The 23,264-nt window shown below is 61.5% G+C and carries 19 protein-coding genes; 10 read left to right on the forward strand and 9 right to left on the reverse strand.

Going from position 1 to position 23,264, the window contains the following annotated elements; genetic code table 11:
• Nucleotides 1-104 precede the first annotated feature (104 nt).
• The gene (locus tag RLCC275e_RS16180) at nucleotides 105-1,283 is read right to left on the reverse strand and encodes an NAD(P)/FAD-dependent oxidoreductase (RefSeq protein WP_033180092.1); all 1,179 of its coding nucleotides are present in this window, start codon (nucleotides 1,281-1,283) and stop codon (nucleotides 105-107) included.
• Between RLCC275e_RS16180 and mnmC2 the strand changes: the two genes are divergently transcribed.
• Nucleotides 1,282-2,025 carry a tRNA (5-methylaminomethyl-2-thiouridine)(34)-methyltransferase MnmC2 gene (gene mnmC2, locus RLCC275e_RS16185; protein ID WP_033180091.1) on the forward strand — a complete coding sequence of 248 codons (744 nt, stop codon included), beginning with the start codon at nucleotides 1,282-1,284 and terminating at the stop codon, nucleotides 2,023-2,025. The two genes, RLCC275e_RS16180 and mnmC2, sit on opposite strands and share 2 nt — an antisense overlap.
• An 87-nt stretch (nucleotides 2,026-2,112) precedes the next feature.
• Here mnmC2 and RLCC275e_RS16190 read toward each other — a convergent pair whose 3' ends face one another.
• Nucleotides 2,113-5,484 carry a response regulator gene (locus RLCC275e_RS16190; protein ID WP_033180090.1) on the reverse strand — a complete coding sequence of 1,124 codons (3,372 nt, stop codon included), beginning with the start codon at nucleotides 5,482-5,484 and terminating at the stop codon, nucleotides 2,113-2,115.
• A gap of 319 nt (nucleotides 5,485-5,803) precedes the next feature.
• On the opposite strand from RLCC275e_RS16190, the gene RLCC275e_RS16195 reads away from it, so the two are divergent.
• Complete coding sequence (locus tag RLCC275e_RS16195; RefSeq protein ID WP_033180089.1) at nucleotides 5,804-6,112, forward strand: hypothetical protein; 309 nt, start codon at nucleotides 5,804-5,806, stop codon at nucleotides 6,110-6,112.
• Nucleotides 6,113-6,238: 126 nt separating this feature from the next.
• Here the strand turns inward: RLCC275e_RS16195 and RLCC275e_RS16200 are convergent, their stop codons facing one another.
• Both RLCC275e_RS16200 and RLCC275e_RS16205 read right to left on the reverse strand, forming a co-directional pair.
• Nucleotides 6,239-7,624 (reverse strand): MFS transporter, encoded by a 1,386-nt coding sequence (locus tag RLCC275e_RS16200; RefSeq protein ID WP_033180088.1) that lies wholly within the window; start codon nucleotides 7,622-7,624, stop codon nucleotides 6,239-6,241.
• A 197-nt stretch (nucleotides 7,625-7,821) separates the two neighbouring features.
• Nucleotides 7,822-8,769 carry a dihydrodipicolinate synthase family protein gene (locus RLCC275e_RS16205; RefSeq protein ID WP_033180087.1) on the reverse strand — a complete coding sequence of 316 codons (948 nt, stop codon included), beginning with the start codon at nucleotides 8,767-8,769 and terminating at the stop codon, nucleotides 7,822-7,824.
• Nucleotides 8,770-8,928: 159 nt separating this feature from the next.
• Between RLCC275e_RS16205 and RLCC275e_RS16210 the strand changes: the two genes are divergently transcribed.
• From RLCC275e_RS16210 to RLCC275e_RS16220, 3 genes are all read left to right on the forward strand, one after another.
• Nucleotides 8,929-9,957 (forward strand): LacI family DNA-binding transcriptional regulator, encoded by a 1,029-nt coding sequence (locus RLCC275e_RS16210; protein WP_033180086.1) that lies wholly within the window; start codon nucleotides 8,929-8,931, stop codon nucleotides 9,955-9,957.
• Nucleotides 9,958-10,111: 154 nt separating this feature from the next.
• Complete coding sequence (locus RLCC275e_RS16215) at nucleotides 10,112-11,227, forward strand: DNA alkylation repair protein (RefSeq protein WP_033180085.1); 1,116 nt, start codon at nucleotides 10,112-10,114, stop codon at nucleotides 11,225-11,227.
• 246 nt (nucleotides 11,228-11,473) lie between these two features.
• Complete coding sequence (locus RLCC275e_RS16220; protein ID WP_033180084.1) at nucleotides 11,474-13,195, forward strand: DEAD/DEAH box helicase; 1,722 nt, start codon at nucleotides 11,474-11,476, stop codon at nucleotides 13,193-13,195.
• A gap of 96 nt (nucleotides 13,196-13,291) precedes the next feature.
• Here the strand turns inward: RLCC275e_RS16220 and RLCC275e_RS16225 are convergent, their stop codons facing one another.
• On the reverse strand, nucleotides 13,292-14,191 hold the full coding sequence (locus tag RLCC275e_RS16225; protein ID WP_033180083.1) for a DMT family transporter: 900 nt from the start codon (nucleotides 14,189-14,191) through the stop codon (nucleotides 13,292-13,294).
• A gap of 218 nt (nucleotides 14,192-14,409) precedes the next feature.
• Here RLCC275e_RS16225 and RLCC275e_RS16230 point away from each other — a divergent pair, with 218 nt between their 5' ends.
• The 5 genes from RLCC275e_RS16230 to RLCC275e_RS16250 all read left to right on the forward strand — a co-directional run bounded on the left by RLCC275e_RS16230 (nucleotide 14,410) and on the right by RLCC275e_RS16250 (nucleotide 19,169).
• Nucleotides 14,410-14,577, forward strand: coding sequence for a hypothetical protein (locus tag RLCC275e_RS16230; protein WP_165402813.1), 168 nt, complete (start codon nucleotides 14,410-14,412; stop codon nucleotides 14,575-14,577).
• Entirely contained in the window at nucleotides 14,559-15,968 is a 1,410-nt protein-coding gene (locus RLCC275e_RS16235) for a circularly permuted type 2 ATP-grasp protein (RefSeq protein ID WP_003561791.1), read from the forward strand. Before RLCC275e_RS16230 ends, RLCC275e_RS16235 begins: the two co-directional genes overlap by 19 nt.
• Nucleotides 15,968-16,909: an alpha-E domain-containing protein gene (locus tag RLCC275e_RS16240; protein WP_003561792.1), complete on the forward strand. Its 942-nt coding sequence runs from the start codon at nucleotides 15,968-15,970 to the stop codon at nucleotides 16,907-16,909. Before RLCC275e_RS16235 ends, RLCC275e_RS16240 begins: the two co-directional genes overlap by 1 nt.
• A 12-nt stretch (nucleotides 16,910-16,921) precedes the next feature.
• Nucleotides 16,922-17,746, forward strand: a complete 825-nt coding sequence (locus RLCC275e_RS16245; protein ID WP_033180082.1) for a transglutaminase family protein — start codon at nucleotides 16,922-16,924, stop codon at nucleotides 17,744-17,746.
• 361 nt (nucleotides 17,747-18,107) lie between these two features.
• The gene (locus RLCC275e_RS16250) at nucleotides 18,108-19,169 is read left to right on the forward strand and encodes an HD domain-containing phosphohydrolase (protein ID WP_033180081.1); all 1,062 of its coding nucleotides are present in this window, start codon (nucleotides 18,108-18,110) and stop codon (nucleotides 19,167-19,169) included.
• Nucleotides 19,170-19,238: 69 nt separating this feature from the next.
• On the opposite strand, the gene RLCC275e_RS16255 is transcribed toward RLCC275e_RS16250, so the two are convergent.
• The 4 genes from RLCC275e_RS16255 to RLCC275e_RS16270 form a co-directional block, all read right to left on the reverse strand.
• The gene (locus tag RLCC275e_RS16255) at nucleotides 19,239-19,649 is read right to left on the reverse strand and encodes a type II toxin-antitoxin system VapC family toxin (protein ID WP_033180080.1); all 411 of its coding nucleotides are present in this window, start codon (nucleotides 19,647-19,649) and stop codon (nucleotides 19,239-19,241) included.
• Complete coding sequence (locus RLCC275e_RS16260) at nucleotides 19,646-19,888, reverse strand: type II toxin-antitoxin system Phd/YefM family antitoxin (RefSeq protein ID WP_033180079.1); 243 nt, start codon at nucleotides 19,886-19,888, stop codon at nucleotides 19,646-19,648. Before RLCC275e_RS16260 ends, RLCC275e_RS16255 begins: the two co-directional genes overlap by 4 nt.
• Before the next feature lie 113 nt (nucleotides 19,889-20,001).
• On the reverse strand, nucleotides 20,002-21,741 hold the full coding sequence (gene araD, locus RLCC275e_RS16265) for an L-arabinonate dehydratase (RefSeq protein ID WP_027664014.1): 1,740 nt from the start codon (nucleotides 21,739-21,741) through the stop codon (nucleotides 20,002-20,004).
• 62 nt (nucleotides 21,742-21,803) lie between these two features.
• The gene (locus tag RLCC275e_RS16270) at nucleotides 21,804-23,237 is read right to left on the reverse strand and encodes an aldehyde dehydrogenase family protein (RefSeq protein WP_130707839.1); all 1,434 of its coding nucleotides are present in this window, start codon (nucleotides 23,235-23,237) and stop codon (nucleotides 21,804-21,806) included.
• Between the last annotated feature and the right edge of the window lie 27 nt (nucleotides 23,238-23,264).

Raw genomic sequence — 23,264 nt, forward strand, 5'->3', positions numbered from 1 at the left:
CCATCAAGGAAGTGAGCGCCGGTGAGATCCGACGCTGTAGATGCGCAAGCAGATAGGTGATTTGCATGACAGAATAACGAAACGCAGCGGCGCATAATTCACGTTTAACGTGAAGCCGCCGCAATATGGCTTGAAATTGCGAAGCTTTCCGGCAGCAAAAATCCGCAATCTGTATCGCCTACGATACATATCGCCGCCTCCGCCAGCCGGTGAGCGAGGCCGAAGCTGACCTTGAAGCCGCCGGTCAACGCGATCAGGCGCCGGTGATCGGGATGGCGGCCGATCATTGGATCCCGGTCGATCGCCTTCGGACGAAGCCCGGCCCAGCGCTCGACAACGGGAGCGTCGCGAAGCGTCGGCACGATGCCGCGCGCCGCCTCGATCAGCACGTCGAGCTGGGCGTCGGTTGAGCTGGGATCGTCAAAACGGTTCTCGCTGGTGCTGCCGATTGCCGCGTGCCCGCCCTCATGCGCGACGACATAGAGCCCGTCCAGAAAGATCGTCGGTAGCGCCGGGTCGATATCGGCTTTCAACAGGGCTGCCTGCCCCTTGACCGGCTGGCCGAGCGGTTGCTTCAGCCCCGCTGTCAGCGCTTGCAGCAATGGAAAGGAGCGATGGCCGGCGGCCAGGATGCAGTGACTGAAAGCGATCGTTTCGCCGTTGATTTCGGTCGTGCCGCGATCAGGATCGAGGCCGGCAACCGTCGCATGCTCCAGGATACGAACATGCTTTGCCCGCCGCAGGAAGGCGATGAGCGCTGCGATCAGCAAGCGGGGCGCAACGCGGGCGGCGAGCGTGTCGTGCACGAAGCCGCTCTCGCCGGCAGACGCCTCGATCCAGCCGTTGACCGGCGGCCTGTCGAGCACATGCCAATGGAAGCGGCGCTCGCCCACCCGCCAATGCTGTTCAGCGTCCTCGAAACGGCCGCGCGCTATTGTGTTGAGATGCGGCTTCGGCAGCGGGATCAGCCGTCCGGACCTGCTATAACCGGCGGAAAGCCCGGTCTCGGCCTCGAGCGCTGTGATTTCGGTTTCGAGCGAGACCAGCGCATCGAACTGGAACTGCTTCTTCTCCGACCACCGGTCCGGCATATGCGGCATCAGCGCGCCGAGCAGGCCGCCGCTCGCACCTTCGCCCAACCTGCCGGCGTCGGCAATAACGGCACGTATGCCCCGGCGCTCGGCATGGACGGCCGCCCAGAGACCCATGATGCCGCCGCCGACGATCAGCAACTCTGAGGACGATTGACCTGAGACCGGCTGAGGACTATCGGCTTTTTCCATGACAGACGTGAACCCCGATCAGATTGGCGCGGGCGCGCCGCAGCCGCTCGAATGGCGCGACGGCGATATGCCCTATTCGACAGCCTTTGGCGATCATTTTTATTGCCAGACCGATGGGCGGCTGGAATGCGGCCACGTTTTCCTCGCCGGCAACGGCCTGCCGGAGCGCTGGAACGGGCGGCAGAGATTCCGGATCGGAGAACTCGGCTTCGGCACCGGCCTGAACTTCGCCGAAACCTGGCGACAATGGAAGCTCCACCGTGCAGACGGCCAGCACCTGCATTTCATCTCCTTCGAACTGCACCCGATGCGCGGTGAAGAAATCGGCCGGGCGCTGTCGCACTGGCCGGAGATCGATGCCGAACGTCAGGTGCTGACGGCGGCCTGGCCGGAAATACCGACCGGTATCGTGCGCCTCGATCTCGATGCCCAGACGACGCTCAGCGTCGTATGCGGCTATGCCTTGGACGGCGTCGCGACAGCCGAAGACGACTTCGACGCCTGGTATCTCGACGGCTTCGCCCCGTCGCGCAATAGCGATATGTGGTCGCAGGAACTGATGCGGCTCGTCTGTGAGAAAAGCTCAGCCGGCGGCACTTTCGCCACCTATGCAGCGGCCGGCTTCGTGCGCCGCAATCTCATCGCCGCCGGCTTCGCCGTCGAGCGCCGCAAGGGCTTTGCCGGCAAGCGCGAAATGCTCTGCGGCGTCAAGGCATCCCCCAGTCAGCGCGCAGATCAGTAGCCGCGCATAATTTTGTCCTTAAATCGAAATCGATTTAAGGACAAAATTATGCAGCCATTCAAAGTGCTACAGCGTCCTTTTCGCGTCTTAAAAGACGCGAGGCGCTGTAGTGCGCTCCGGCTGCTGCTCGCTCGTTCCGAGCCACTGGCGGATTTTTTCCTCGAGCAGCTCGGGGCTGATCGGCTTCGACATGTAGTCGTCCATGCCGGCGTCGAGGCAAAGCTCGCGGTCGCTTTCGAGCGCATGGGCGGTGACGCCGATGATCGGTACCCGGTGCCCCTGCCCCTTTTCCCGTTCGCGGATCATCTGCGTCGCCTGATGGCCGTTCATGACGGGCATCGAGACGTCCATCATGATAATGCGCGGCGTATACCGCTCCCAGGCGGCGACCGCCTCCTCGCCATTCTCGACGACGAGGAAGGAGAGGCCCGTTCCCTGCAGGATCTGCGTGAAGACGATCTGGTTGACCTCGTTGTCCTCGGCAACGAGCACGTCGACGAATTCAGCGGCGCGTTTCTGCGGCACGGGCGCTGGTGCCGGCACGATCGCTTCCGTCTGCAGCCGGGCGATCTCGGTCTCTGAGACCTGCTTGACGCGGCTGGCGCGCACCACCTCGACGACGGTATTGCGCAGCACGTTGGCGCGCGCCGGCTTCATCAGATGCGCGTGGCCGTTCAGCGCTGCGAATTCCTTTTCTGTGCCCGAAATATCCATCGACGTCAGGAAGATGATCGGCAGTTCGACGAAGCGGGGATCGGCGCGCAGCTGGCGCGCAACATCGGCGCCGTTCATATCAGGCATGTGATAGTCGAGCACGACAGCGTCGACGGTAACGCCGAGATCGGCGGCCGCCTCCAGTATCGCAAGCCCGGTGCCGCCGCCTTCGGCGGCCACGCCGTCAAAACCCCAGAGCGAAAGCTGCTCGGTGAGGATTCGCCGGTTCACTTCGTTGTCATCGACGACCAGGATGCGCGCACCCTGCACGTTGATTGGCAACGGCTTCGGCTCAAGGCGGGCGGCCGCCACCGCAAACGGCAGGTTGATGGTGAAAACAGAACCCTTGCCCCATTCGCTTTCGACGTTGAGATAACCGCCGAAAAGGTCGACGAGCCCGGCGGTGATCGCAAGACCGAGGCCGGTTCCTTCGTGTCGCCGGGTCGATGAGGCGTCCACCTGCGAGAATTTGTCGAAGACCGATTCAAGCTTCTCCGGCGGGATGCCGATCCCGGTATCCTCGATGCGGATGCTCGCCATGATCTCGCCGCCGGCGGCCGGCTGGAAGCCGACATCGACGAAGACATGGCCCCGCTCGGTGAACTTGACAGCGTTACCGACAAGATTGGTGACGATCTGGCGGAAACGCCCGGCGTCGCCGATTACGGCGGCGGGCAGATCGGGTGCAGCCCGCACCAGGAGCTCGATGTTCTTCTCGGCAGCGTGCGAGGACAAGAGTGTCGCCACGTCCTCTAACGCTTCGGTGATATCGAAGGCAGCTTTGCGCAGTTTCATCTGCCCGGCGTCGATCTTCGAAAAGTCGAGGATGTCATTGATGATCGTCAGCAGCGCGTTGCCCGACTTGACGATGATGTCGACGAAGGTCTTCTGCCGGGTATCGAGATTGGTCTTGGCAAGCAGTTCCGCCATCCCGAGCACGCCGTTCATCGGCGTACGGATCTCATGGCTCATATTGGCGAGGAATTCGGATTTGGCGCGATCGGCGGCTTCGGCGCGCGACAGTAGCTGGCGCAACTCCTCTTCGCGGCTCTTGAGTTCGGTGACGTCGGTAAAAAGCGCCACCCAGTGCTGCCCCTTGCTGACCGTCGCATCCATGTTCACCCAGCGCTCGCCGCCGACATGGAAGACGGTGGAAATCGGCAGCCTGGCCGCGATATTGTCGCGCCAGCCCTGCAGGATTTCGGCGGCGGCATCGTGGAAATCGCCACGCGCCGCGCAAAATTCGAACATGCCGATCCAGCCCTCGCCGGGCTCGAGATATGTGGCCGGAATCTGCAGGATGTCAGAAAGCGCCTCGTTGGACATCTTGATGATGCCGTCCTGAACAACGGCTAGGCCCTGCGGCATGGCATGGGTCGCATCGCGCATCATTTCGCCAAGCCGCTCCAGCGCGGCACGGGCCTCGTGGATCTCCTTTTCCCGCTCACGCACGGCCGTGATGTCGGCATAGGTCAGCAGGATCCGGTCGTTCGAGATACGGCGGCTATCGAAGATGACGGATTTGCCGCCCCCCCAGCCGAGCTCAATCGGCTCGGGCTCCTCGGTCTCGAACAGGTGCTTGCGGAAATCGTAGATCTCCTCGGGCGTCTGAGTGCCGTCGTAACGACCGAGCTCATAATTGCGGCGGATGACGTCGATGAAGGGGCGGCCGTCGAAGGGATCGTCGAGTGGCAGCTCCCAGATGCCGTAGAACTCGTCGTTGACGTAGAGGATCCGGTGGTCGTTATCGAGGATCAGCACGCCGACCGGCAGCGAGCGCAGGATATTCTCGATATCCCGGTGCAGCACCTCTTTGTGTTTCTGCGCTTCGATCAGCGCCTTCTCTCGTTCCTTGAGTGGCGAGATGTCCGAAAAAGAGCCAACGACATAGGGCCGTCCGTCCGCTGTCACGACGCGATTGACGCGCGAAAGGACGGAATAGATATGGCCGTCCTTGCTCGGCAGCAGGCTTTCGATCTCCTTCGACGTGCCGCCCTCCAACGCCAGCAGGTTTTCTTGATAGATCGCCTCGCCGCCGTCCAGCCCGAACATTTCATGTTCGGTCAGCCCCAACACCCGGGAACGGCTATGGCCGCTGAAGGTCTCGTAATACTGGTTGGCATAAACGAGGCGATGCTTCTCGTCGCGCACGAAGGCTGCCACTGGCAGGTCCTCCAGAATGGTGCGCAGCAGATCGAGCTCCTTGACGCTCTCGTGCCAGGTCCTGTTGCCGACAGCCGCAGGCTTCGCGCCGTTGCGATAGGCGGCATTGACGACCAGAGGGCGGCCATCCCCTGCAAAGATGCCGATCGGATGGTCGAGCTTTTCCAGCGCCTCGCGCACGCGGGCGAAATCGGCGGCGATGTCGCTACCGTCAACGGCACGGCGCGGCGACTCTCGCATTTCGAAGATGCCGAGCACGTAGGCTCGATCCGGCGATGGCGAGAAGCTTTCGATCTGAATGCGTTCATGGCTAAGGCCCGCCGCATCGAAGCAGATGGCGTTTTCCTCGGTGCCGAACACCAGCGCTCGGCGTTCCTTGTCCTCACGATCCTCTTCCTCGGGGCGATCGAGGAGCTCGCGGCTGCGCCTGCCGATGAAATCGGAAATCTCGCGGCCCAGAAAACGGGCATAGGCCTCGTTGACGGCGATATAACGCAGCTCGCTATTCTTGACATAGGCCGGGGTATCCAGATCAGCGATCCGGCGGCAAGCCAACTCCAGAAGTTCCCCGGCTGATTTCAAAAAATATCGCTCCCGCAATGAATGAAATATCGACTACAAAAACTATAACGCCAAGGCTTTTAACAAGGTTTTAACCATAAATTTCGACAGCGGAATTTTAGGAGCCAGCTCACCAAGCTGAAGATAATTCGGGATTACCAGCCCCGGCTTGCACGAGACTGAAAGGACGCCCGCCATAATTCCTTTCGACGTCGGGATCCGTTGAAATCATGACGAAAATTTAATGCCGAAACCGCTTGCGCGGCCATTGCGCCGCCGCGATCCGGGCCGAATCTCCGGCATGGCTTTATGGAAGCCATGCCCATGAAAGGAAAATACCATGTCCGTTCTTCATAAGACCATGGCGACGGGCCTGATCGCGCTGACCTTTGCCGGCGCCTCGCTCGCCACCGCCACCACCGCCAATGCCCGTCCACGCGATGCCTTCTGGGGCGGCCTTGCCGCCGGCGTCGTCGGTGGCGCCCTGCTGTCGGAGGCAGCCCGTCCCGCCTACCCGGTCTATCCGGCCTATCCCGCTTACCGCCCCTACCCCGTTTACCGGACCTATTACCGGCCGGACTACTGCCACTTCGAATGGTTGCACGACGATTGGGGCAATCCCTATCGCGTCAAAGTCTGCCAGCGATAGCGCAAACCGCATCAGGCGCCGCTTGACCTCCCGGCGGCGCCAACCCAGTGCCCTCAACGATGACCAAATGAAACTGGCGGATTTTCATCCGCCAGATCAAAGCCGATCAGACCGTATTTTCAACCGTTAGGGAGAAAGCTCCTCCAGTACGCGGCCCTTGGTTTCGACCGCAAACAACATCGTGATGATTGCACCGACGATCAAAATGGCTGCGAAGCTCGCAAAGACATACTGGATGCCCATGGAAGACATCACCGTGCCGACGAGGATCGGGCCGGCCGATGATCCCAGGCGAAGCCAGGCACTGCCGGTTCCGGTTCCCAATGCCCTGAGGCGCGTCGGGTAGATCTCTGCAGAGTACAGGTACAGGGAGAATGTGACGGTCTGGACAATCGCATAAGCGAGGCCGGCTAGAACCAAAACCTGGATGGGAGAGGTCGCGCCGAGCCATGCGAGAGCCAGCAGCGGCACGGGAGCGAGAAGCAGTGCACCCGTATACCAGCGCTTGCGTCCCACTTTGTCGATGAGCAGCGCGCAGATGACAGCCGCGATCACGCCGCCGACCGACGTCAGGAAACCATAGAAGATGCTGGTTTGAAGCGGCAGGTTGAAGACCTGTCGATACAGGGTCGGCAGCCAGGTGATCGTACCGTTGGCCACCGTATAGGCGGTAAACCACATTGCCCAGATGGAAAGCGTCCGCTTCAGGTAAATGCCCTGGAAGAGCTCGCGCCAGTCCGACTTGCGGCGGACCGGCGCCTGGATGAGCTTCGGCTCGGGCAGTTCCTTGCCGGCTGCGCGAGCGCTCTCTTCCATGCGGGTGACGATAGCGTTTGCTTCGTTATAGCGGCCGTTGGCAGCCAGCCAACGCGGTGATTCCTTCAGGAACCAGCGCAGAGGAACCATGATGATTGCGGGAACGAGACCGACGACGAACATCGCCTTCCAGCCGTAAACCGGTACCATGAAGTAGCCGATCAGCCCGGCGCCGACGAGGCCCAGCAGGAACATGACCTCATAGAGGAGGAAGAACTTGCCGCGCCCCTTCGACCCGATCAATTCGTTGATATAGGCGCTGGCGACCGGAACCTCGCCGCCCGTGCCGATCCCCTGGACGAAACGGAAGGCCATCATCGTGCCGGCCCCGGCGGCGAACAGGCATGCGACATCCATGCTGACGAAGAGCAGGATGGTGAACAGCAGAACTTTCAGCCGGCCGACCTTCTCGGCAAGCCAGCCAAACAGGATCGCACCGATCAACTGCCCCAGATAGCCCATCGACAGGATCATGCCGGTCTGTGAGGGAGTCAGGCCCCACTCGCGGACGAGGACGGGCATGGCATAAGCGATGGCGATGACCGTGTAGCCGTCGAAGAACGTTGCGGCGCCGACGATATTGCGCGCCCAGAATACCTCGCGGGTGATGGGAAGGCGCTCCAGACGAGCGCTGATTTCGGCCTGAGGATCAGCGGCATTCGCCGTCTCAGCCGGTATAGGCTGCATGACATTCATTGGTTCCTCCTTCTCGCCCCGTGGCCTACCACTCTCCCGGCCAGGGGCGCTCCTGCTTGATGGTTGCTACTGCGCGTCAGTTCGTCCTGTCAGAGCAATGGCCTTCAAAGACGTTCAAGTCTGCCTCGGCGGGTTTCCATGGTTTCCTCCTCCCTTGCGAATGCGCCCCTGCGACCTGCGCAGGGGCGTCAAAGAGGTCACTCGGCAGCCAGCAGCTGGTCAACGCGACCAATACCGGCGGCGTCGAAGGCAGCAAAGATCTCCGCTTCGGCCTTTTCGCCAAGGCTCTTCAGCGGCTCGCGGATTGTAGCGTGGTCAAGAATTCCGCGGTGCACGAGGCCGAGTTTCAGGGCCACGGTGCCTTCCATATGAGAGCCGCGATGATAGACTGCACGCGTCACCGGAAGAAGGCGCTCGAAGATCTTGCGTGCTTCCGGATAGTCCTGCGCCTTGCCGGCTTTGATCAGGTCGATGAGCAGCTCGGGCGCGATATTGCCATAACCGACGAGCAGACCGTCAACATCGAACATGGTCGGCAGCAGCCATTCATCGTGGCAGCTCAGAACCTGCAGCTTTGGATTGGCCTTCTTCAGCTCCGGAATTTCGACATACCAGCGCTTCATATTGCGCACGCCGTTCTTGGTGGCGACGACGCCTTCCTGCGTGGCAATCGCAAGCTGTGTATCGAGATCGTATGATGCTTTGGTGGCGTCGGGATATTGGAACAGGATGCACTGGAGGCCGGACTCCTGCCAGATTGCCTTGTAGCGATCCTGAGGCGCTCCTTTCTGAAAGCCGAAACGCAGCCAGCCGTGATTGGGATAGACGAGTGCGCCGGTGGCACCAGCGGCCTTGCATTTCCTGGCCTCTTCAGCGGCGACCTTCGTCCCTTCACCGGTAATCCCGGCAATGATCGGAACGGCACCGTCGACTGCTTCAACATAGGTGTGGATGAGAGCAAGGCGCTCCTCTTCCGTGAGGAAGGTGCCCTCACCGGCATGACCGAGGATGACGAGGCTTTTGACGCCTCCCATCGAGACCAGCCATTTGGCGAGTTTGGCGTTGGCTTTGTGATCAACTTCACCGTCACGGGTGAAAGCGGTAACGGGGGCCGGGCTCAGCCCGCGCATATCCATCGATTGCATATTGGTCTCCTCCTTCGTGCGATCGCGGTTCACTCACGACCGATATAGGATCGTTTACGGGAACGTTCCCACTATCGTTCTCGAATTCTCTGGAGTCAATATCTTTTTTGGTGCATGCTTAGAATGGCGGCCGATGCCGACTCGAATGGAAAAGGCTCAATGAATTCAAAGACGGATGAAGTTCCGGGGCAGACCCGCATCACTATTCACGGCGTCGCTGCCGCGGCCGGTGTCTCCAAGTCTACCGTATCCCGCATTCTCGACGAGAGGCTTCCGCGCTCCGACAGCGAGACCGCTCGTCGCGTGCGCAAGGTTGCCGAAGAGCTGGGATACGTTCGGGATGTCTCCGCAGCGAGCCTTAGGCGCGGCAACACGATGACAATCGGGGTGATCGTGCCCAGGTTGACGGATACGGTCATGGCCATGCTTTACGAAGCGCTGGCCAAGGCCTGCAGCCGTAGTGGTCGCTTCGCGATTGTCGCAACGACAGACGACAAACCAAAGGCAGACCGGCTTGCGGCCGAGTCTCTGCTGAAGCGCGGTGTCGATGGACTGATTCTTTCGACAGCGCGGGAAGACGATGACTTTCCGGACGAGCTGGCAAAACGCGGTATTCCCTATGTCCTGGCACTCCGGACGGATGGCCACAGCCTCTCGTCGGTCGGCGATGACAGGCTCGGTGGCTACCTCGCGGCCCGCCACCTCCTCGATCTCGGCCATCGCAGAATTGGCGTCATTGCCGGTCCATCCTATGCCTCGAGTTCGCGAGGCCGCGTGGAGGGTTTCCGCCACGCCTTGGAAGAGGCTGGACTGAATGCAGATCCCTCGTACATCATTCCCTCGACATTCGGCATCGAGTCCGGTGCGGTGGCCGTCGAAACCCTGATGCACCTTAGTCCGCGCCCAACCGCTATTTTCGCGGTCAACGACAATACCGCCATCGGCGCCTTGTCGGGACTGACGAAACTTGGTCTTTCCGTGCCGCAGGACATCTCGATCGTAGGCTATAACGACATTCCGATTGTCAGCCACCTCCCCACACCGCTCACGACGTTGCGAGTGCCGTTTGAGCAAATTGCAGCAAACGCCCTCGATCTTCTTGCCGGCGACAACAGTCCCGCCGACGAGCGTATTCGGATCTCGGCCCCCACCCTCATTCCAAGGAAATCGACGGCACCGATACGCTAGAATTCGCGCCACACGCACCCCCACTATCTGCACGCGATTGCTCGAAGGGGTGCGATCGCTCTATTCTCCGATAGCAAATCGCCAGATGTTTCGCAGACCATGCTGCCCTTATGCGGCCGGCATGCGGCGGCGGCACAAGAGGGAAAGGACCAGCATGCCGGAACCGCTCAAGAACCTGCTGCATGAAGCATTGGTCGGCGATATGGCCGATCGCATTGCTGGCAAAGCGCCGTCCTTCGACAGAAGCCGCTTCGCGATGCTGGCGACCGACGGCCTTGCTGCGCTGGAGCTGATGGAGCGCTCGGCTCTGATCCGCGACGCGCTGTTTGCCACGCTTCCCGGTGATTTCCGGGAGGCCGCAGCCATTCTCAAGGCCAGCCTGCCCGCCGCCGGCAAGCCGGGGCTGTCCGGCTGGATGCTGCTACCGATCAATCAGTTCATCGCCGCACACGGCCTCGATCATTTCGATCTCGGCCTCGATCTCCTGAAGGCGCTGACGCCGCATTTCACCGCCGAATTCGGCATCCGCGCCTTTATCCACCGCGACCAGCAGCGCGCGCTGGCGATCATTTCCGGCTGGGTCGACGATCCCGACCAGCATGTGCGCCGGCTGGTGAGCGAGGGAACGCGGCCGCGCCTGCCCTGGGCGATGCGCCTGCCGCAGCTCGTCAAGGATCCGGCGCCAATCCTGCCCATCCTGACCGCGCTGCTGGATGATCCGGAGGATTATGTGCGCCGATCCGTGGCCAACAGCCTGAACGACGTCGCCAAGGACCATCCGGACCTGGTCGCCGCCTTCATCGCCGGCCATATCGACGGCGCCTCCCCCGAACGCCGCTGGCTGCTGAAACATGCCTCGCGCACGCTGCTGAAGAACGGCCACGCGCAGGCGCTGGCCAATTTCGGCTTCGCCGCCAGCGATTCGCTCGAGTGCGAACTGCGGCTCGTAAACGGCGAGGTGATGTTCGGCGAAGGGCTGGATTTCGAAATCCGGGTGACGAATGCCGGCGAGCGAGCGCAGTCGCTGATGATCGACTACGCCGTTCACCATGTGAAGAGCGACGGTTCGCTCTCACCCAAGGTCTTCAAGTGCAAGGCGATAATGCTCGCTCCGGGGCAAAGCCATACAATTGAGCGTCGCCACGCCATGCGGCCGATCACGACGCGGCGCTATTATCCAGGCGAACATCGCATCGCCGTCCTCGTCAACGGCGCGGAGACCGCATCGCAAAGCTTCGTCCTCGTCATGCCCTTACCTGACCAAGGCTGAGGCTTTCTTGTGCACCGCACTTGACTTTCCACGCGAACTAGCCCAAATGCGGGTCAGCTTTCACCCTTCCGGCCGCCGCGTGAGCGTGCCCCTGCTGAAAAATACAGATGCAGGAAGAAGGGACAAAAGCGCATTTCGATAGAGCGCCGCACTCCCATGAGCGGCCAGAAGCGCTGGAAAGCTTTTTCCAACTCACAAGTTCCCACTTCACGCGGGGTTCTTGACGCCAGAATGAAACCGGATCGCATGGTGCGTTCCGGCGATAGTCATTGTGGCGCCCCGAAAGGTTATACCTTGACTAATTTTGAATCGCTTGGTGTCTCCAAGCCGATCGTCGCTACTTTGTTCCAGCTCGGCATCGAAACGCCGACGCCGATCCAGGAACATGCCATTCCTCTCCTCCTCGAAGGCCGCGACCTGATCGGCCTTGCCCAGACCGGCACCGGCAAGACGGCCGCCTTCGGCCTGCCGCTCATCGAAAAGCTGCTTGCCGACGAACGGCGCCCCGACAACCGCACGACGCGCACGCTGATCCTTGCGCCGACCCGCGAACTGGTGAACCAGATCGCCGAGAGCCTTAAGAAGTTCATCCGCAAGTCGTCGCTGCGCATCAATGTCGTCGTCGGCGGCGTTTCGATCAACAAGCAGCAGCTTCAGCTTGAAAAGGGCACCGACATTCTCGTCGCCACGCCCGGCCGCCTGCTCGACCTCATCAATCGCCGCGCGATCACCCTGACTGCGGTTCGCTATCTCGTGCTCGACGAAGCCGACCAGATGCTCGACCTCGGCTTCGTCCACGATCTGCGCAAGATCGCCAAGATGGTGCCGAAAAAGCGCCAGACCATGCTGTTCTCGGCGACCATGCCGAAGGCGATCGCCGATCTCGCCGGCGAATATCTCGTCGATCCCGTCAAGGTCGAAGTCACGCCTCCAGGTAAGGCTGCCGACAAGGTCGAGCAGTACGTTCATTTCGTCGCCGGCAAGAACGACAAGACGGAGCTGCTCCGCAAGTCGCTGACCGAAAACCCCGATGGCCGCGCCATGGTCTTCCTGCGCACCAAGCACGGTGCCGAGAAGCTGATGAAGCATCTCGAAAACATCGGCTATTCCGTCGCCTCGATCCACGGCAACAAGAGCCAGGGTCAGCGCGAGCGGGCGCTGAAGGCCTTCCGCGACGGCAGCATCAAGACGCTGATCGCCACCGACGTCGCCGCCCGCGGCATCGACATTCCGGCCGTCAGCCACGTCTACAACTACGACCTGCCTGAAGTGCCTGACGCCTATGTGCATCGCATCGGCCGCACGGCGCGTGCCGGCCGCGACGGCATCGCCATCGCTTTCTGCGCACCCGACGAAGCCAAGCTGCTGCGTGATATCGAGCGCCTGATGGGCATCGACATCACTGTCGCAAGCGGCGAAGCGCCGGCAAACATCAGCGGCGGCCCCCGTCGCGCCAACGGCAACAACCGCAATCGCAATGGCGGCCAGGGTCGCGAAGGTCAGGGTCGTGGCGAAGGCCGTGGCGACCAGAATCGCTCCGAGCATCGCGGCAACCGTCAGGAACGCCGCCCGCGCCGCGAAGGTGAAGGCAGCGAAGTCCGCGCCGGCGGCGAGGAGCGTCGTCCGCGTCCGGAGCGCCCGACCAGCCGCAACGAGGATTTCCGCGGTCAGCGCCGCGGTGAAACGACCCCGGATCTCGGCCCCGACAACGATCTGGCCTCGACCTCCGATTTCCGCGCCTCGGCAAAGCCGCAGCGTCCGGCCCATCACGGCGCCCATGCCAACGGTGAGCCGAGCGGTCATCACCGCGGCAACAGCCGCCATGCCCACGGCCGCCCGGCCCGCAAGCACGGCGAGGACCGCGGCCCGCAGCAGGCCCAGGCCGGCGAACCACGCCGCGACGGCAACGGCGGCAACCACCGAGGTGGCTCCCGCAACGGCGGCGGCCAGCGCCGCGAACGCGCCTGATCGTTGAAAGATTGAAAAGCAAAAAGGCCGGGGATCTCCGGCCTTTTTGTTATCTAGCGCATCGTCCTTTGGGCGTCCGAAAGGACGCACGGCGCTCTAAACCTCCGCAGGCCTGTGCTCGCCGGACGCCCCGCGGTTCGTGAGATAGACGCCTGTCACGACCACCGCGGTGCCGACGACCAACGGCAGGGTCAGCGGCTCCCCGAAGGCGATGAAGGCTTCGAGAGCAACCGCTGGCGGCATCAGATAGATCAGCGAGGCGGCGCGTGACACCTGACCCCGGCGGATCAAATAGAGCAGCAGTCCGACGCCGCCCATCGACAGGCCGAAGACCGACCAGACCAGCGCGCCATAAGCCGGCGCGGCGCCGTCGAAATGCTGGTGCTCGAAGATCAGCGACAGCGGCAAAGTGAGGATCAGTGCGCCGATATATTGCAAGGTCGCGATGGTTCTGAGGTCGCCGGATTGCAGGTGTTTCTTCTGATAGAGCGTGCCGTAGGTGACGGACGCCATGGCGACGAGATTGATTGCCAGCGGCAGGGCGGCATGCGTGAGATCGGCGGTCGCCGGATCGAACAACTTCGGCGAAATGGCGATGGCAATGCCGATGAAGCCGAGGGCAAGGCCGAGTTTTTGTGCCGACTGCAGCCGCTCGCCGATGAGGAAGGGAGCTGCCATTGCCGTCAACAGTGGCTGCAGTGCCGCGATGATGCCCGATATGCCGGCCGGCACGCCATTGGCGATCGCCCACCAGAGACCGGCGAGATAGAAACCATGAAGGAAGAAGCCGGAATAGACGGCGCGTAGCGCCGTCGCCCGGCTCGGCCATTGCGCCCGCACCACCAGGCAGAGAGCCAGGAATGCCGCCGCCGACAGCGCATAGCGTATCGAAAGAAAGGTGAAGGGCTCGGAATGCAGCGAGGCATATTTCGCCACCACCCAGCCCGTAGACCAGAGTAGGACGAAAACGGCGGGGGCAAAGCGATCGAGGGACATTGGGCGCGCGGCTCGACAAAGGAGGGTTCGCCGTGCTGATAGCCCCACCCGGCGGCTGCAGTCAAAAGCGAAGCGTTGATGCTTATTTGAAATTTCACTGATGCAAAGACCGATGGCGGTTCTGCAGGGGGCGGCGAGCCTGGCACGCATGACCACATTCGATCGCCTTCATAGAACGAAAAACGGTCACATGCTCAGATTTTGCGCAGACACCTGGGATGAATATCCGCCATGCCACAGCGCATCACTTCAAATGCCCAGATTTTCACCCGTTTCCCGCAGCGCAAAATCTTTTCCCCGAACTGCGCATGGTTCTTGCATTGCCATTTGCGTTGTATTCAAATGAACAAAAAGGGGAGCCGAGCTTTTGGCATTTGATGAAATGATTACCGGGGACGAAAGCCCTCGCCCGCCTTACGACAAATACTTCGAGTGGTACAACAGCCAAGACCGGGCGCATCTGATTGCCAAGTCCCGCGATGCGGAAAACATCTTCCGGAAGACCGGCATCACCTTCGCGGTCTACGGCCATGCCGACAGTTCCGAAAAGCTCATCCCCTTCGACATCATTCCCCGCATCATCTCCGCCCGCGAATGGCGCAAGCTCGCCCAAGGCATCGAGCAGCGGGTGATCGCACTCAACGCCTTTCTCGACGATATCTACCATAAGCAGGAGATCATCCGCGCCGGCCGCGTTCCGCGTGAGCTGATCGAGAATAACGTCACCTTCATCCCCGAGATGATCGGTTTCCGACCGCCCGGCGGCGTCTACACCCACATTGTCGGCACCGACATCGTGCGCACCGGAGAGGACCAGTTTTACGTGCTGGAGGATAATGCCCGCACGCCCTCCGGTGTCAGCTACATGCTGGAAAATCGGGAAACCATGATGCAGATGTTCCCTGAGCTCTTTCATGAGAACAAGGTGCAGCGTGTCGAGGATTATCCCTATCTGCTGCGTCAGAGCCTCGCCTCGCTCGCCCCTCCCGGCTGCAAGGGCAAGCCGCGCGTCGCCGTGCTGACGCCGGGCATTTACAATTCCGCCTATTACGAGCATTCGTTCCTCGCCGATATGATGGGCGTCGAACTGGTCGAAGGCGCGGATCTGCGCGTCATCGACGGCAAGGTGAAGATGCGGACGACACGCGGCTACGAAGCGATCGACGTACTCTACCGCCGCGTCGACGATGACTTCCTCGATCCCCTGACCTTCCGGTCCGATTCCGCGCTCGGCATTCCCGGCATCATGGATGTCTACCGCTCCGGCAACATCACCATCGCCAATGCGCCGGGCACCGGCATTTGCGACGACAAGGCGATCTACTCCTACATGCCCGAGATCGTCGAATTCTATACCGGTCGCAAGGCGCTGCTCGAAAACGTGCCGACCTGGCGTTGTTCGGAAGCCGACAGCCTGAAATACGTACTGGAGCATCTGGAAGAGCTGGTGGTCAAGGAGGTTCACGGCTCCGGCGGTTACGGCATGCTGGTCGGCCCGACGGCATCGAAGAAGGAACGCGCCGATTTCGCCGAGAAGCTGAAGTCCAAGCCGAACAATTACATCGCCCAGCCCACGCTGTCGCTCTCCACGGTGCCGATCCTCGTCAACAAGGGCATTGCGCCGCGCCATGTCGACCTTCGACCCTATGTGCTTGTATCCGACAAGGTGCAGATCATTCCGGGCGGGCTCACCCGCGTAGCGCTGAAGCAGGGCTCGCTGGTGGTCAATTCCAGCCAGGGCGGCGGCACCAAAGACACTTGGGTATTGGAGGACTGATGCTCGGAAGAACAGCAAACGGCCTCTACTGGATGTTTCGTTACATCGAGCGCGCCGAAAATATAGCCCGCCTGATCGATGCGGGGTTGCGCATGTCGCTCACCCGCAGCAGCACCGGTGATGACAATTGGGATGGCGTTCTGCAAAGTGCGGGCGTGCGCGAGGCTTATGACGAGGGCCATAACAAGCTGACCAACGCCGACGCGATCGACTATCTGCTGCGCGATCGCACCAATCCGTCGAGCGTCATGTCTTGCATCGATTCCGGCCGCAACAATGCCCGCATGGTGCGCACGGCGCTGACGCGAGAGACCTGGGAAGCCACCAACGAATGCTGGATCGACTTGAAGTCGCTGCTCGAAAAGCGCGTCAAGGCCGCTGAAATGCCAGAGGTGATCGATGTCATCAAGCGCCGCGCCGGCCTCATTCGCGGTGCTTTCCATGGCTCGACACTGCGCAACGAACTCTATAATTTTGCCCGCATCGGCACCTTCATCGAGCGGGCCGACAATACCAGCCGCATCCTCGACGTAAAATATTACGTGCTGCTGCCCTCGGTCTCGGCCGTCGGCTCCTCCCTCGACAATGTACAGTGGGAATCGATCCTGCGTTCGGTCTCTGCGCACCGTGCCTATAGTTGGGCCTATGACGGCGAATACCGGGCGATGAACATCGCCGACTTCCTGACGCTGAATGTCCAGATGCCGCGCTCACTTGCCTATTGCTACGAGAAGATCGTCAGCAATCTCGGCTATCTCGCCCAGGATTACGAGGCGCGGCTCCCTGCCCACGATACGGCGGATTCGATCCGCACGACACTGCAGACGAGGGCGATCCGGGATATCATGGATCAGGGCCTGCATGAGTTCCTGGAGGATTTCGTCTCGCGCAACAACAAGCTCGGCGCGGAAATTTCCGATGGCTACCGGTTCTATGTATAAGCGGATAACAACATGAGACTGAAGATCAGCCACCTCACCGAATACCGCTACGACGAACCGGCGCAGTTCTCGCTGCAACGGCTACGGCTGACGCCGCCGACGAACTCCACTCAAAAAGTACTCGGCTGGGCCCTGAAGGTCGAGGGCGCTACGCCGGAGGTCGAATATGACGACCAGTACGGCAATCATGTCAATCTGGTCTCGCTGGAAGGTGAACAGGAGATGACGCGCATCCTCGCCGAAGGCGAGGTCGAGACGGGGGACAACAACGGCGTCACCGGCCCGCATACCGGCTTCTGCCCGCTTTGGCTCTTCCTGCGCGACACGCCGCTGACCAAGGGCGGCAAGCTGGTGAAGGAACTGATCAAGGGCGTCGGTGGCGATAACGAGCTTGCCCGCATGCATGCGCTGATGGCGGCGATCCACGAAACGGTCGATTATAGGCCCGGCACCAGCAATACCGAGACGACGGCCGAGCAGGCGCTGGAGAGGAAGAGCGGCGTCTGTCAGGACCATGCGCATATTTTCATTGCCGCCGCCCGCACCCTGCAGGTGCCGGCGCGTTACATCTCCGGTTATTTGATGATGGAGGAAAAGATCGAACAGGCGGCGACCCATGCCTGGGCAGAGGCCCATATTCCCGGCCTTGGCTGGGTCGGCTTCGATCCCGCCAACGAGATCTGCCCGGATGCCCGTTACATCAGAGTCGCCTCCGGCCTCTGCTATCGCGACGCCGCGCCGATTTCAGGCATGCGCATCGGCACGCCGGGCGAAACGCTGTCGGTCACCGTGAAGGTCGAGGACGGCGGTCAGATGCAAAGCCAGAGCCAGAGCTGAACATACAGGCAGCTTTATCGCACCCTGCGATTGGCCGGTAGAATAGCTGCCGAACTCGCCGCGAAACAAGCATGTTGGACTTGAATATAGCAACAGAGAGTCCCGAAATTCCGCCGGCTTCCGGCACGCGTCGCACGCCATAATTGCCATTCGTCAATTTTTCATTGCAGACTAACTCTATTTTAAGGCCGCAGGCACAAGCTTGTCTGCGGCGACGCCTGGTGTATTTCGGCAGGCGTCGTTTAAGAAGCGGCATGATGCAGGCTTTAATGATGATGTACAGCTGCCGGTATGGATGAGGCGACGAACGCGCCCTCCGATGAGGGCAGCCTGTTTGCTTCTGGGATTAACGAGATCGTCCATGCCTCTTCTTATCGTCGACGACAGCGAATCCAGCCTTCTCGCCCTTGAGACCGCGGTCCGTGGTTTCGCCGGCTGTGTGGTCGAAAGCTTCACCAATCCGCTCGAAGCCCTTGCCCGCTGTCGGGAGGTCGATTTCGACGTCGTGCTGGTGGATTACCTGATGCCTGAGATGAACGGTATCGAGATGATCCGCAGGCTGCGCCGCCAGCCGGGTTATGAGGATGTGCCCGTCGTGATGATCACCTCGCAGGCGAAGCGGGCGGTTCGGCTGGAAGCGCTGGAGGCCGGCGCCACGGACTTTCTCGCCAAGCCCTTCGACCCCTTGGAACTGCAGGCACGTGTCCTCAACCTGATGGCCCTGCATAAGGCCCAGCTGGCGCTTGCCGACCGGGCGAAATCACTCGATATGGCCTTCCGCCACGCCACCGAACAGGCCGACATGCGCGAGCAGGAGATCATCTGGTGCCTTGCCCAGGCAATGGCCTCGCGCGATGGCAATACCGGCGACCATATCGAGCGCGTCGCCAACATCGCCGAGCTGATCGCCGAAGGCCTCGGCCTCGACCGCATCCAGCGGCGCAATATTTATCTCGCCGCTCCCCTGCACGATATCGGCAAGATCGCCATTCCCGATGCCATCCTGCAGAAGCCGGGCAAGCTCGAGCGGCACGAGATCGAACGCATGCGCGAGCATGTCCCGATCGGTGTCGCCATTCTGGCCAACAGTTCCGCCGAGCTTTCCCGCGTCGCCACCGCCATCATCGCCGGCCATCATGAAAAATGGGACGGAACCGGCTATCCCAAGGGCCTGTCCGGCGACGCGATCCCGATCGAAGCGCGCATCGTCGCCGTCGCCGACGTCTTCGAAGCGCTCTGCTCCGACCGGCCCTACAAGCAGGCCTGGCCGATCGAGCATGCCTACGAGGAAATCATCGCCTGCAGCGGATCGCATTTCGACCCGGCCTGCGTCGCCGCCTTCCGCCGCAAATGGCCGGCAATCCGCGCGCTCTTCGAACGTGGCGCAGACGAAGATCACAGCATGGCGGTCTCAAACGGCTAGAGTCGGATGATTTTAGGCTGGTCAACCCGGCCCTGTCCCAAGACGGCAACTTGAACTCTCACCCCAAGCCTAACCCGCTGCAAGAACCTGGAGGTGGCCGCGCACGCCGTAGCTGAAGATCGCCTGGTCGGCCGTGAGCAACGGTACGCGATGAAAACGGGCCGTGGCAACGATGATGCGGTCGGCGGGGTCGGCATGAAACTCACCAGGCAGCCGAACGCTGTCTATCGCGATGGAAGGCTCAATCGGTGCGAGTTGGATTCCGGGCAGGGACAATGCGCTGTCGATCCACCGCCCCACGTCGTCGCCGAGTGCCAGGCGTCCCTTCTGCACAAGCATCGCGATTTCCCAAGGTGTAATCGCCGAAATCAGGATCCGGCTTTTCTCCGTCATCTCGTCGATGACGCGTCGGGCCTGGGAACCGAGGCGTGCATCGTCCTGCATTGCCCAGACGAGAATATGCGTGTCGATGACGATCAACGAACGGCGTCCCAATCTTCTGCTTCAGCAGCCGGAGACAGCGGATCGTCATAGCGCAAGACGCTGCCCTTCATCGCGCCGATGATACTCCTGCGTCCGCTGGGGTCAGGTGCCGGCGAAAGCACGGCAACTGGCCTTCCGCGCTTGGTGATGACGATAGATTCGTCGTCCTTCCCCATCTGATCGATAAGGTTCAGACATTTCGCCTTGAACTCCGCCGCACCGATCGTCTTGGACATGACTATATCTCCTGTACATCTATACGGAATATAGAGCCATTTTCGTATTGAACAAGTGCAAAGAAAAAGGCGGGGTCGTGCCCCGCCTTTTTCTCGTTATGGATTGAACCGCGCTAGTGGCTGTCTTTGCCGACCGCGTTTCCGCGACATCCCTTGAGGAAATCGAGGTCGGCGCCGGTATCGGCCCCTTCGACATGCTGCTGATGCAGGAAGGCATAGCCGGATGTGGGCAGATCATGGTTCGGCTGCCATTCGGCAAGCCGCCGCGCCAGCTCCTCATCGGAAATGTCGAGATGCAGACGACGGTTCGGCACATCCAACTCGATCATGTCGCCGTTTTTCACGACCGCCAGCGGCCCGCCGACAGCCGCTTCCGGCGAGGTGTGCAGGACGACGGTACCGTAGGCCGTTCCGGACATGCGGGCGTCGGAAATGCGCACCATATCGAGGATGCCCTTCTTCAGCACCTTCGGCGGCAACCCCATATTGCCAACCTCGGCCATCCCGGGATAGCCCTTCGGCCCACAGTTCTTCATGACCATGATGCAGGTTTCGTCGATGTCGAGGTTATCGTCGTTGATCTTGGCCTTGTAGTCGTCGATGTCCTCGAACACGACCGCCCTGCCCTTGTGCACCAGCAGATGCGGCGAAGCCGCCGAAGGCTTCAACACCGCGCCCTTCGGCGCGAGGTTGCCGCGCAGCACGACGATGCCGCCCGAAGCTGTCAGCGCCTTTTCGGCCGGCAGGATGACGTCTTCGTTCCAGTTGACGACGTCTTTGACCTCGTCCCAGACGGTTTCGCCGGATACCGTCAGCGCATCCTTGTGCAGCAGGCCCGCCTCGCCGAGGCGCTTCAGCACCACCGGCAGGCCGCCGGCATAGAAGAACTCCTCCATCAGGTACTTGCCCGACGGCATCAGGTTGACGATGGTCGGGACGTCACGGCCACAGCGATCCCAGTCGTCAAGCGAAAGATCGATGCCGACACGGCCGGCGATCGCGAGCAGGTGGATGACGGCGTTGGTCGATCCGCCGATGGCCGCGTTGGTGCGGATGGCATTCTCGAAGGCCTGCTTCGTCATGATCTCGGAGGGCTTCAGGTCGTCCTTGACCATCTGCACGATACGCCGGCCGGTCAGCTGCGCCATGACCTTGCGGCGGGAATCGACGCCCGGGATCGCGGCGTTGCCTGACAGCGCCATGCCGAGCGCCTCGGCCATGGAAGCCATGGTGGAGGCGGTGCCCATGGTGTTGCAGGTGCCCGACGAACGGCTCATCGAGGCTTCCGCCTCGAGGAATTCGGCCTGCGTCATCTCGCCGGCCTTCACCATTTCGGAAAACTTCCACAGATGCGTGCCCGAGCCGACCCGTTCGCCGCGGAAATAGCCGTTCAGCATCGGCCCGCCAGTGACGACGATCGAAGGCAGGTCGCAGGAAGCCGCCCCCATGATCAGCGACGGCGTGGTCTTGTCGCAGCCGACCAACAATACGCAGCCATCCATCGGCTGGCCGCGGATCGCCTCTTCCACCGCGAGTGCCGCAAGGTTGCGGTACATCATCGCGGTCGGGCGGAAGGTGTTTTCGGAGGCCGAGAAGACCGGCACCTCGAGCGGGAAACCGCCGGCTTCCCAGACGCCCGCCTTCACCTTCTCGGCGAGCTCGCGCAGATGACCGTTGCACGGCGTCATATCCGACCAGGTGTTGAGGATGCCGATGACCGGGCGGCCGTCGAACAGGTCGTGCGGATATCCCTGGTTCTTAAGCCAGCCGCGGTGGTAGATCACGTCGCGGCTCGTGCCGCCGTACCATTCCTGCGACCTCAGCCTGCGCGGCCATTCTGCTTTCTTCTTCATAGTCTCTGTCCTTCAGGATATCCCCTGATCGCCTCGTACGATCAGGGTTATCGCGCTTCGTCTCAAGCCAGTGTGTAGGCCGTCTTGACGGTTGTGTAGAATTCGGCGGCGTACTTGCCCTGCTCGCGCGGGCCGTAGGACGAGCCCTTGCGGCCGCCGAAGGGAACGTGGAAATCGACGCCGGCGGTCGGCAGGTTGACCATCACCATGCCGGCTTCGGCATTGCGCTTGAAATGCGTCGCATGCTTGAGGCTGGTCGTGGCAATGCCTGACGACAGGCCGAACGGCGTGTCGTTGGCGGTCGCCAGCGCCTCCTCGTAATCCTTCACCCGGATCAGCGAGACAACCGGTCCGAAGATCTCTTCGCGCGAGATGCGCATCTCATTGGTCGCTTCGGTAAACAGCGTCGGCTGCAGATAGAAGCCGGGCGTTTCGCGCGAGACGAGTTCGCCGCCGAAGGCGAGCTTGGCGCCTTCCTTTTTGCCGATCTCGATATAGTCGGTATCGGTCTTCAGCTGCCGGTCATCGACGACGGGGCCGATATGGGTGCCGGGCTTCATGGCATTGTCGACGACGATGGTCTTCAGCTTTTCGGTGAGCGCAGCAACGAACTTGTCGTGGATGCCCTCGGTGACGATCAGCCGCGACGAGGCGGTGCAGCGCTGGCCGGTGGAGAAGAAGCCGGAATTGGCGGCGGCCTCGACGGCGACGGTCAGATCGGCATCGTCGAGCACGACCATCGGGTTCTTGCCGCCCATTTCGAGCTGGAACTTGCGGTTATGTTCGAGCGAAGCGGTAGCGACGCGTTTGCCGGTGCCGACCGAACCGGTGAAGGTGATGCCGGAAATATCGGGGCTGTCGAGCATCGTCTGGCCGACCACAGAGCCCTTGCCCATGACGAGGTTGAGAACGCCCTTCGGCAGGCCGGCGCGATGCAGGATATCGACGATCGCCCAGCCGCAGCCAGGCACCAGATCGGCCGGCTTGAAGACGATGGTATTGCCGTAGCAGAGCGCCGGCGCGATCTTCCAGGCGGGAATGGCGATCGGGAAATTCCAGGGCGTGATGATGCCGATGACGCCGAGCGGCTCGCGGGTGATCTCGACGCCGATATTCGGACGCACCGACGGAAGAACCTCACCGGCCAGCCGCAGTGCCTCACCGGCGAAGAATTCGAAGATCTGCGAAGCGCGGATAACCTCGCCGGTGGCTTCCGGCAAAGTCTTGCCTTCTTCGCGGGCAAGCAGCGCGCCCAGTTCGTCTTTGCGCGCCATGATCTCGTCGCCCGTCTTCTTCAGGATGACGTGGCGCTCCCAGATGCCCGAGTGCGACCAGGCCGGGAAGGCAGCCTTGGCGGCAGCGATGGCGTTTCTGGTGTCATCTGCGCTGCCATCTGCATAGAGGCCGACGACCTCATTCGTATCCGACGGGTTGATATTCTTCGTCGCGTTCGAGCCGACCCATTCGCCGGCGATCAGGTTTTGATAAATGGTCATGGGCTTAACAAGCCTCCTTTACCGTTT

This window comes from Rhizobium brockwellii (genome assembly GCF_000769405.2).
Classification (GTDB): domain Bacteria; phylum Pseudomonadota; class Alphaproteobacteria; order Rhizobiales; family Rhizobiaceae; genus Rhizobium; species Rhizobium brockwellii.

Excerpts from the sequence above, each read along its gene's own strand:
- RLCC275e_RS16260 (WP_033180079.1), bottom strand. The coding sequence starts at position 19,888 with ATGTCCAAGACGATCGGTGCGGCGGAGTTCAAGGCGAAATGTCTGAAC.
- RLCC275e_RS16200 (WP_033180088.1), bottom strand. The coding sequence starts at position 7,624 with ATGAATGTCATGCAGCCTATACCGGCTGAGACGGCGAATGCCGCTGAT.
- mnmC2 (WP_033180091.1), top strand. The coding sequence starts at position 1,282 with ATGACAGACGTGAACCCCGATCAGATTGGCGCGGGCGCGCCGCAGCCG.
- RLCC275e_RS16210 (WP_033180086.1), top strand. The coding sequence starts at position 8,929 with ATGAATTCAAAGACGGATGAAGTTCCGGGGCAGACCCGCATCACTATT.
- RLCC275e_RS16195 (WP_033180089.1), top strand. The coding sequence starts at position 5,804 with ATGTCCGTTCTTCATAAGACCATGGCGACGGGCCTGATCGCGCTGACC.
- RLCC275e_RS16205 (WP_033180087.1), bottom strand. The coding sequence starts at position 8,769 with ATGCAATCGATGGATATGCGCGGGCTGAGCCCGGCCCCCGTTACCGCT.
- RLCC275e_RS16240 (WP_003561792.1), top strand. The coding sequence starts at position 15,968 with ATGCTCGGAAGAACAGCAAACGGCCTCTACTGGATGTTTCGTTACATC.
- RLCC275e_RS16245 (WP_033180082.1), top strand. The coding sequence starts at position 16,922 with ATGAGACTGAAGATCAGCCACCTCACCGAATACCGCTACGACGAACCG.
- RLCC275e_RS16180 (WP_033180092.1), bottom strand. The coding sequence starts at position 1,283 with ATGGAAAAAGCCGATAGTCCTCAGCCGGTCTCAGGTCAATCGTCCTCA.
- RLCC275e_RS16215 (WP_033180085.1), top strand. The coding sequence starts at position 10,112 with ATGCCGGAACCGCTCAAGAACCTGCTGCATGAAGCATTGGTCGGCGAT.
- RLCC275e_RS16250 (WP_033180081.1), top strand. The coding sequence starts at position 18,108 with ATGCCTCTTCTTATCGTCGACGACAGCGAATCCAGCCTTCTCGCCCTT.
- RLCC275e_RS16225 (WP_033180083.1), bottom strand. The coding sequence starts at position 14,191 with ATGTCCCTCGATCGCTTTGCCCCCGCCGTTTTCGTCCTACTCTGGTCT.
- RLCC275e_RS16270 (WP_130707839.1), bottom strand. The coding sequence starts at position 23,237 with ATGACCATTTATCAAAACCTGATCGCCGGCGAATGGGTCGGCTCGAAC.
- RLCC275e_RS16230 (WP_165402813.1), top strand. The coding sequence starts at position 14,410 with ATGAATATCCGCCATGCCACAGCGCATCACTTCAAATGCCCAGATTTT.
- RLCC275e_RS16220 (WP_033180084.1), top strand. The coding sequence starts at position 11,474 with ATGGTGCGTTCCGGCGATAGTCATTGTGGCGCCCCGAAAGGTTATACC.
- araD (WP_027664014.1), bottom strand. The coding sequence starts at position 21,741 with ATGAAGAAGAAAGCAGAATGGCCGCGCAGGCTGAGGTCGCAGGAATGG.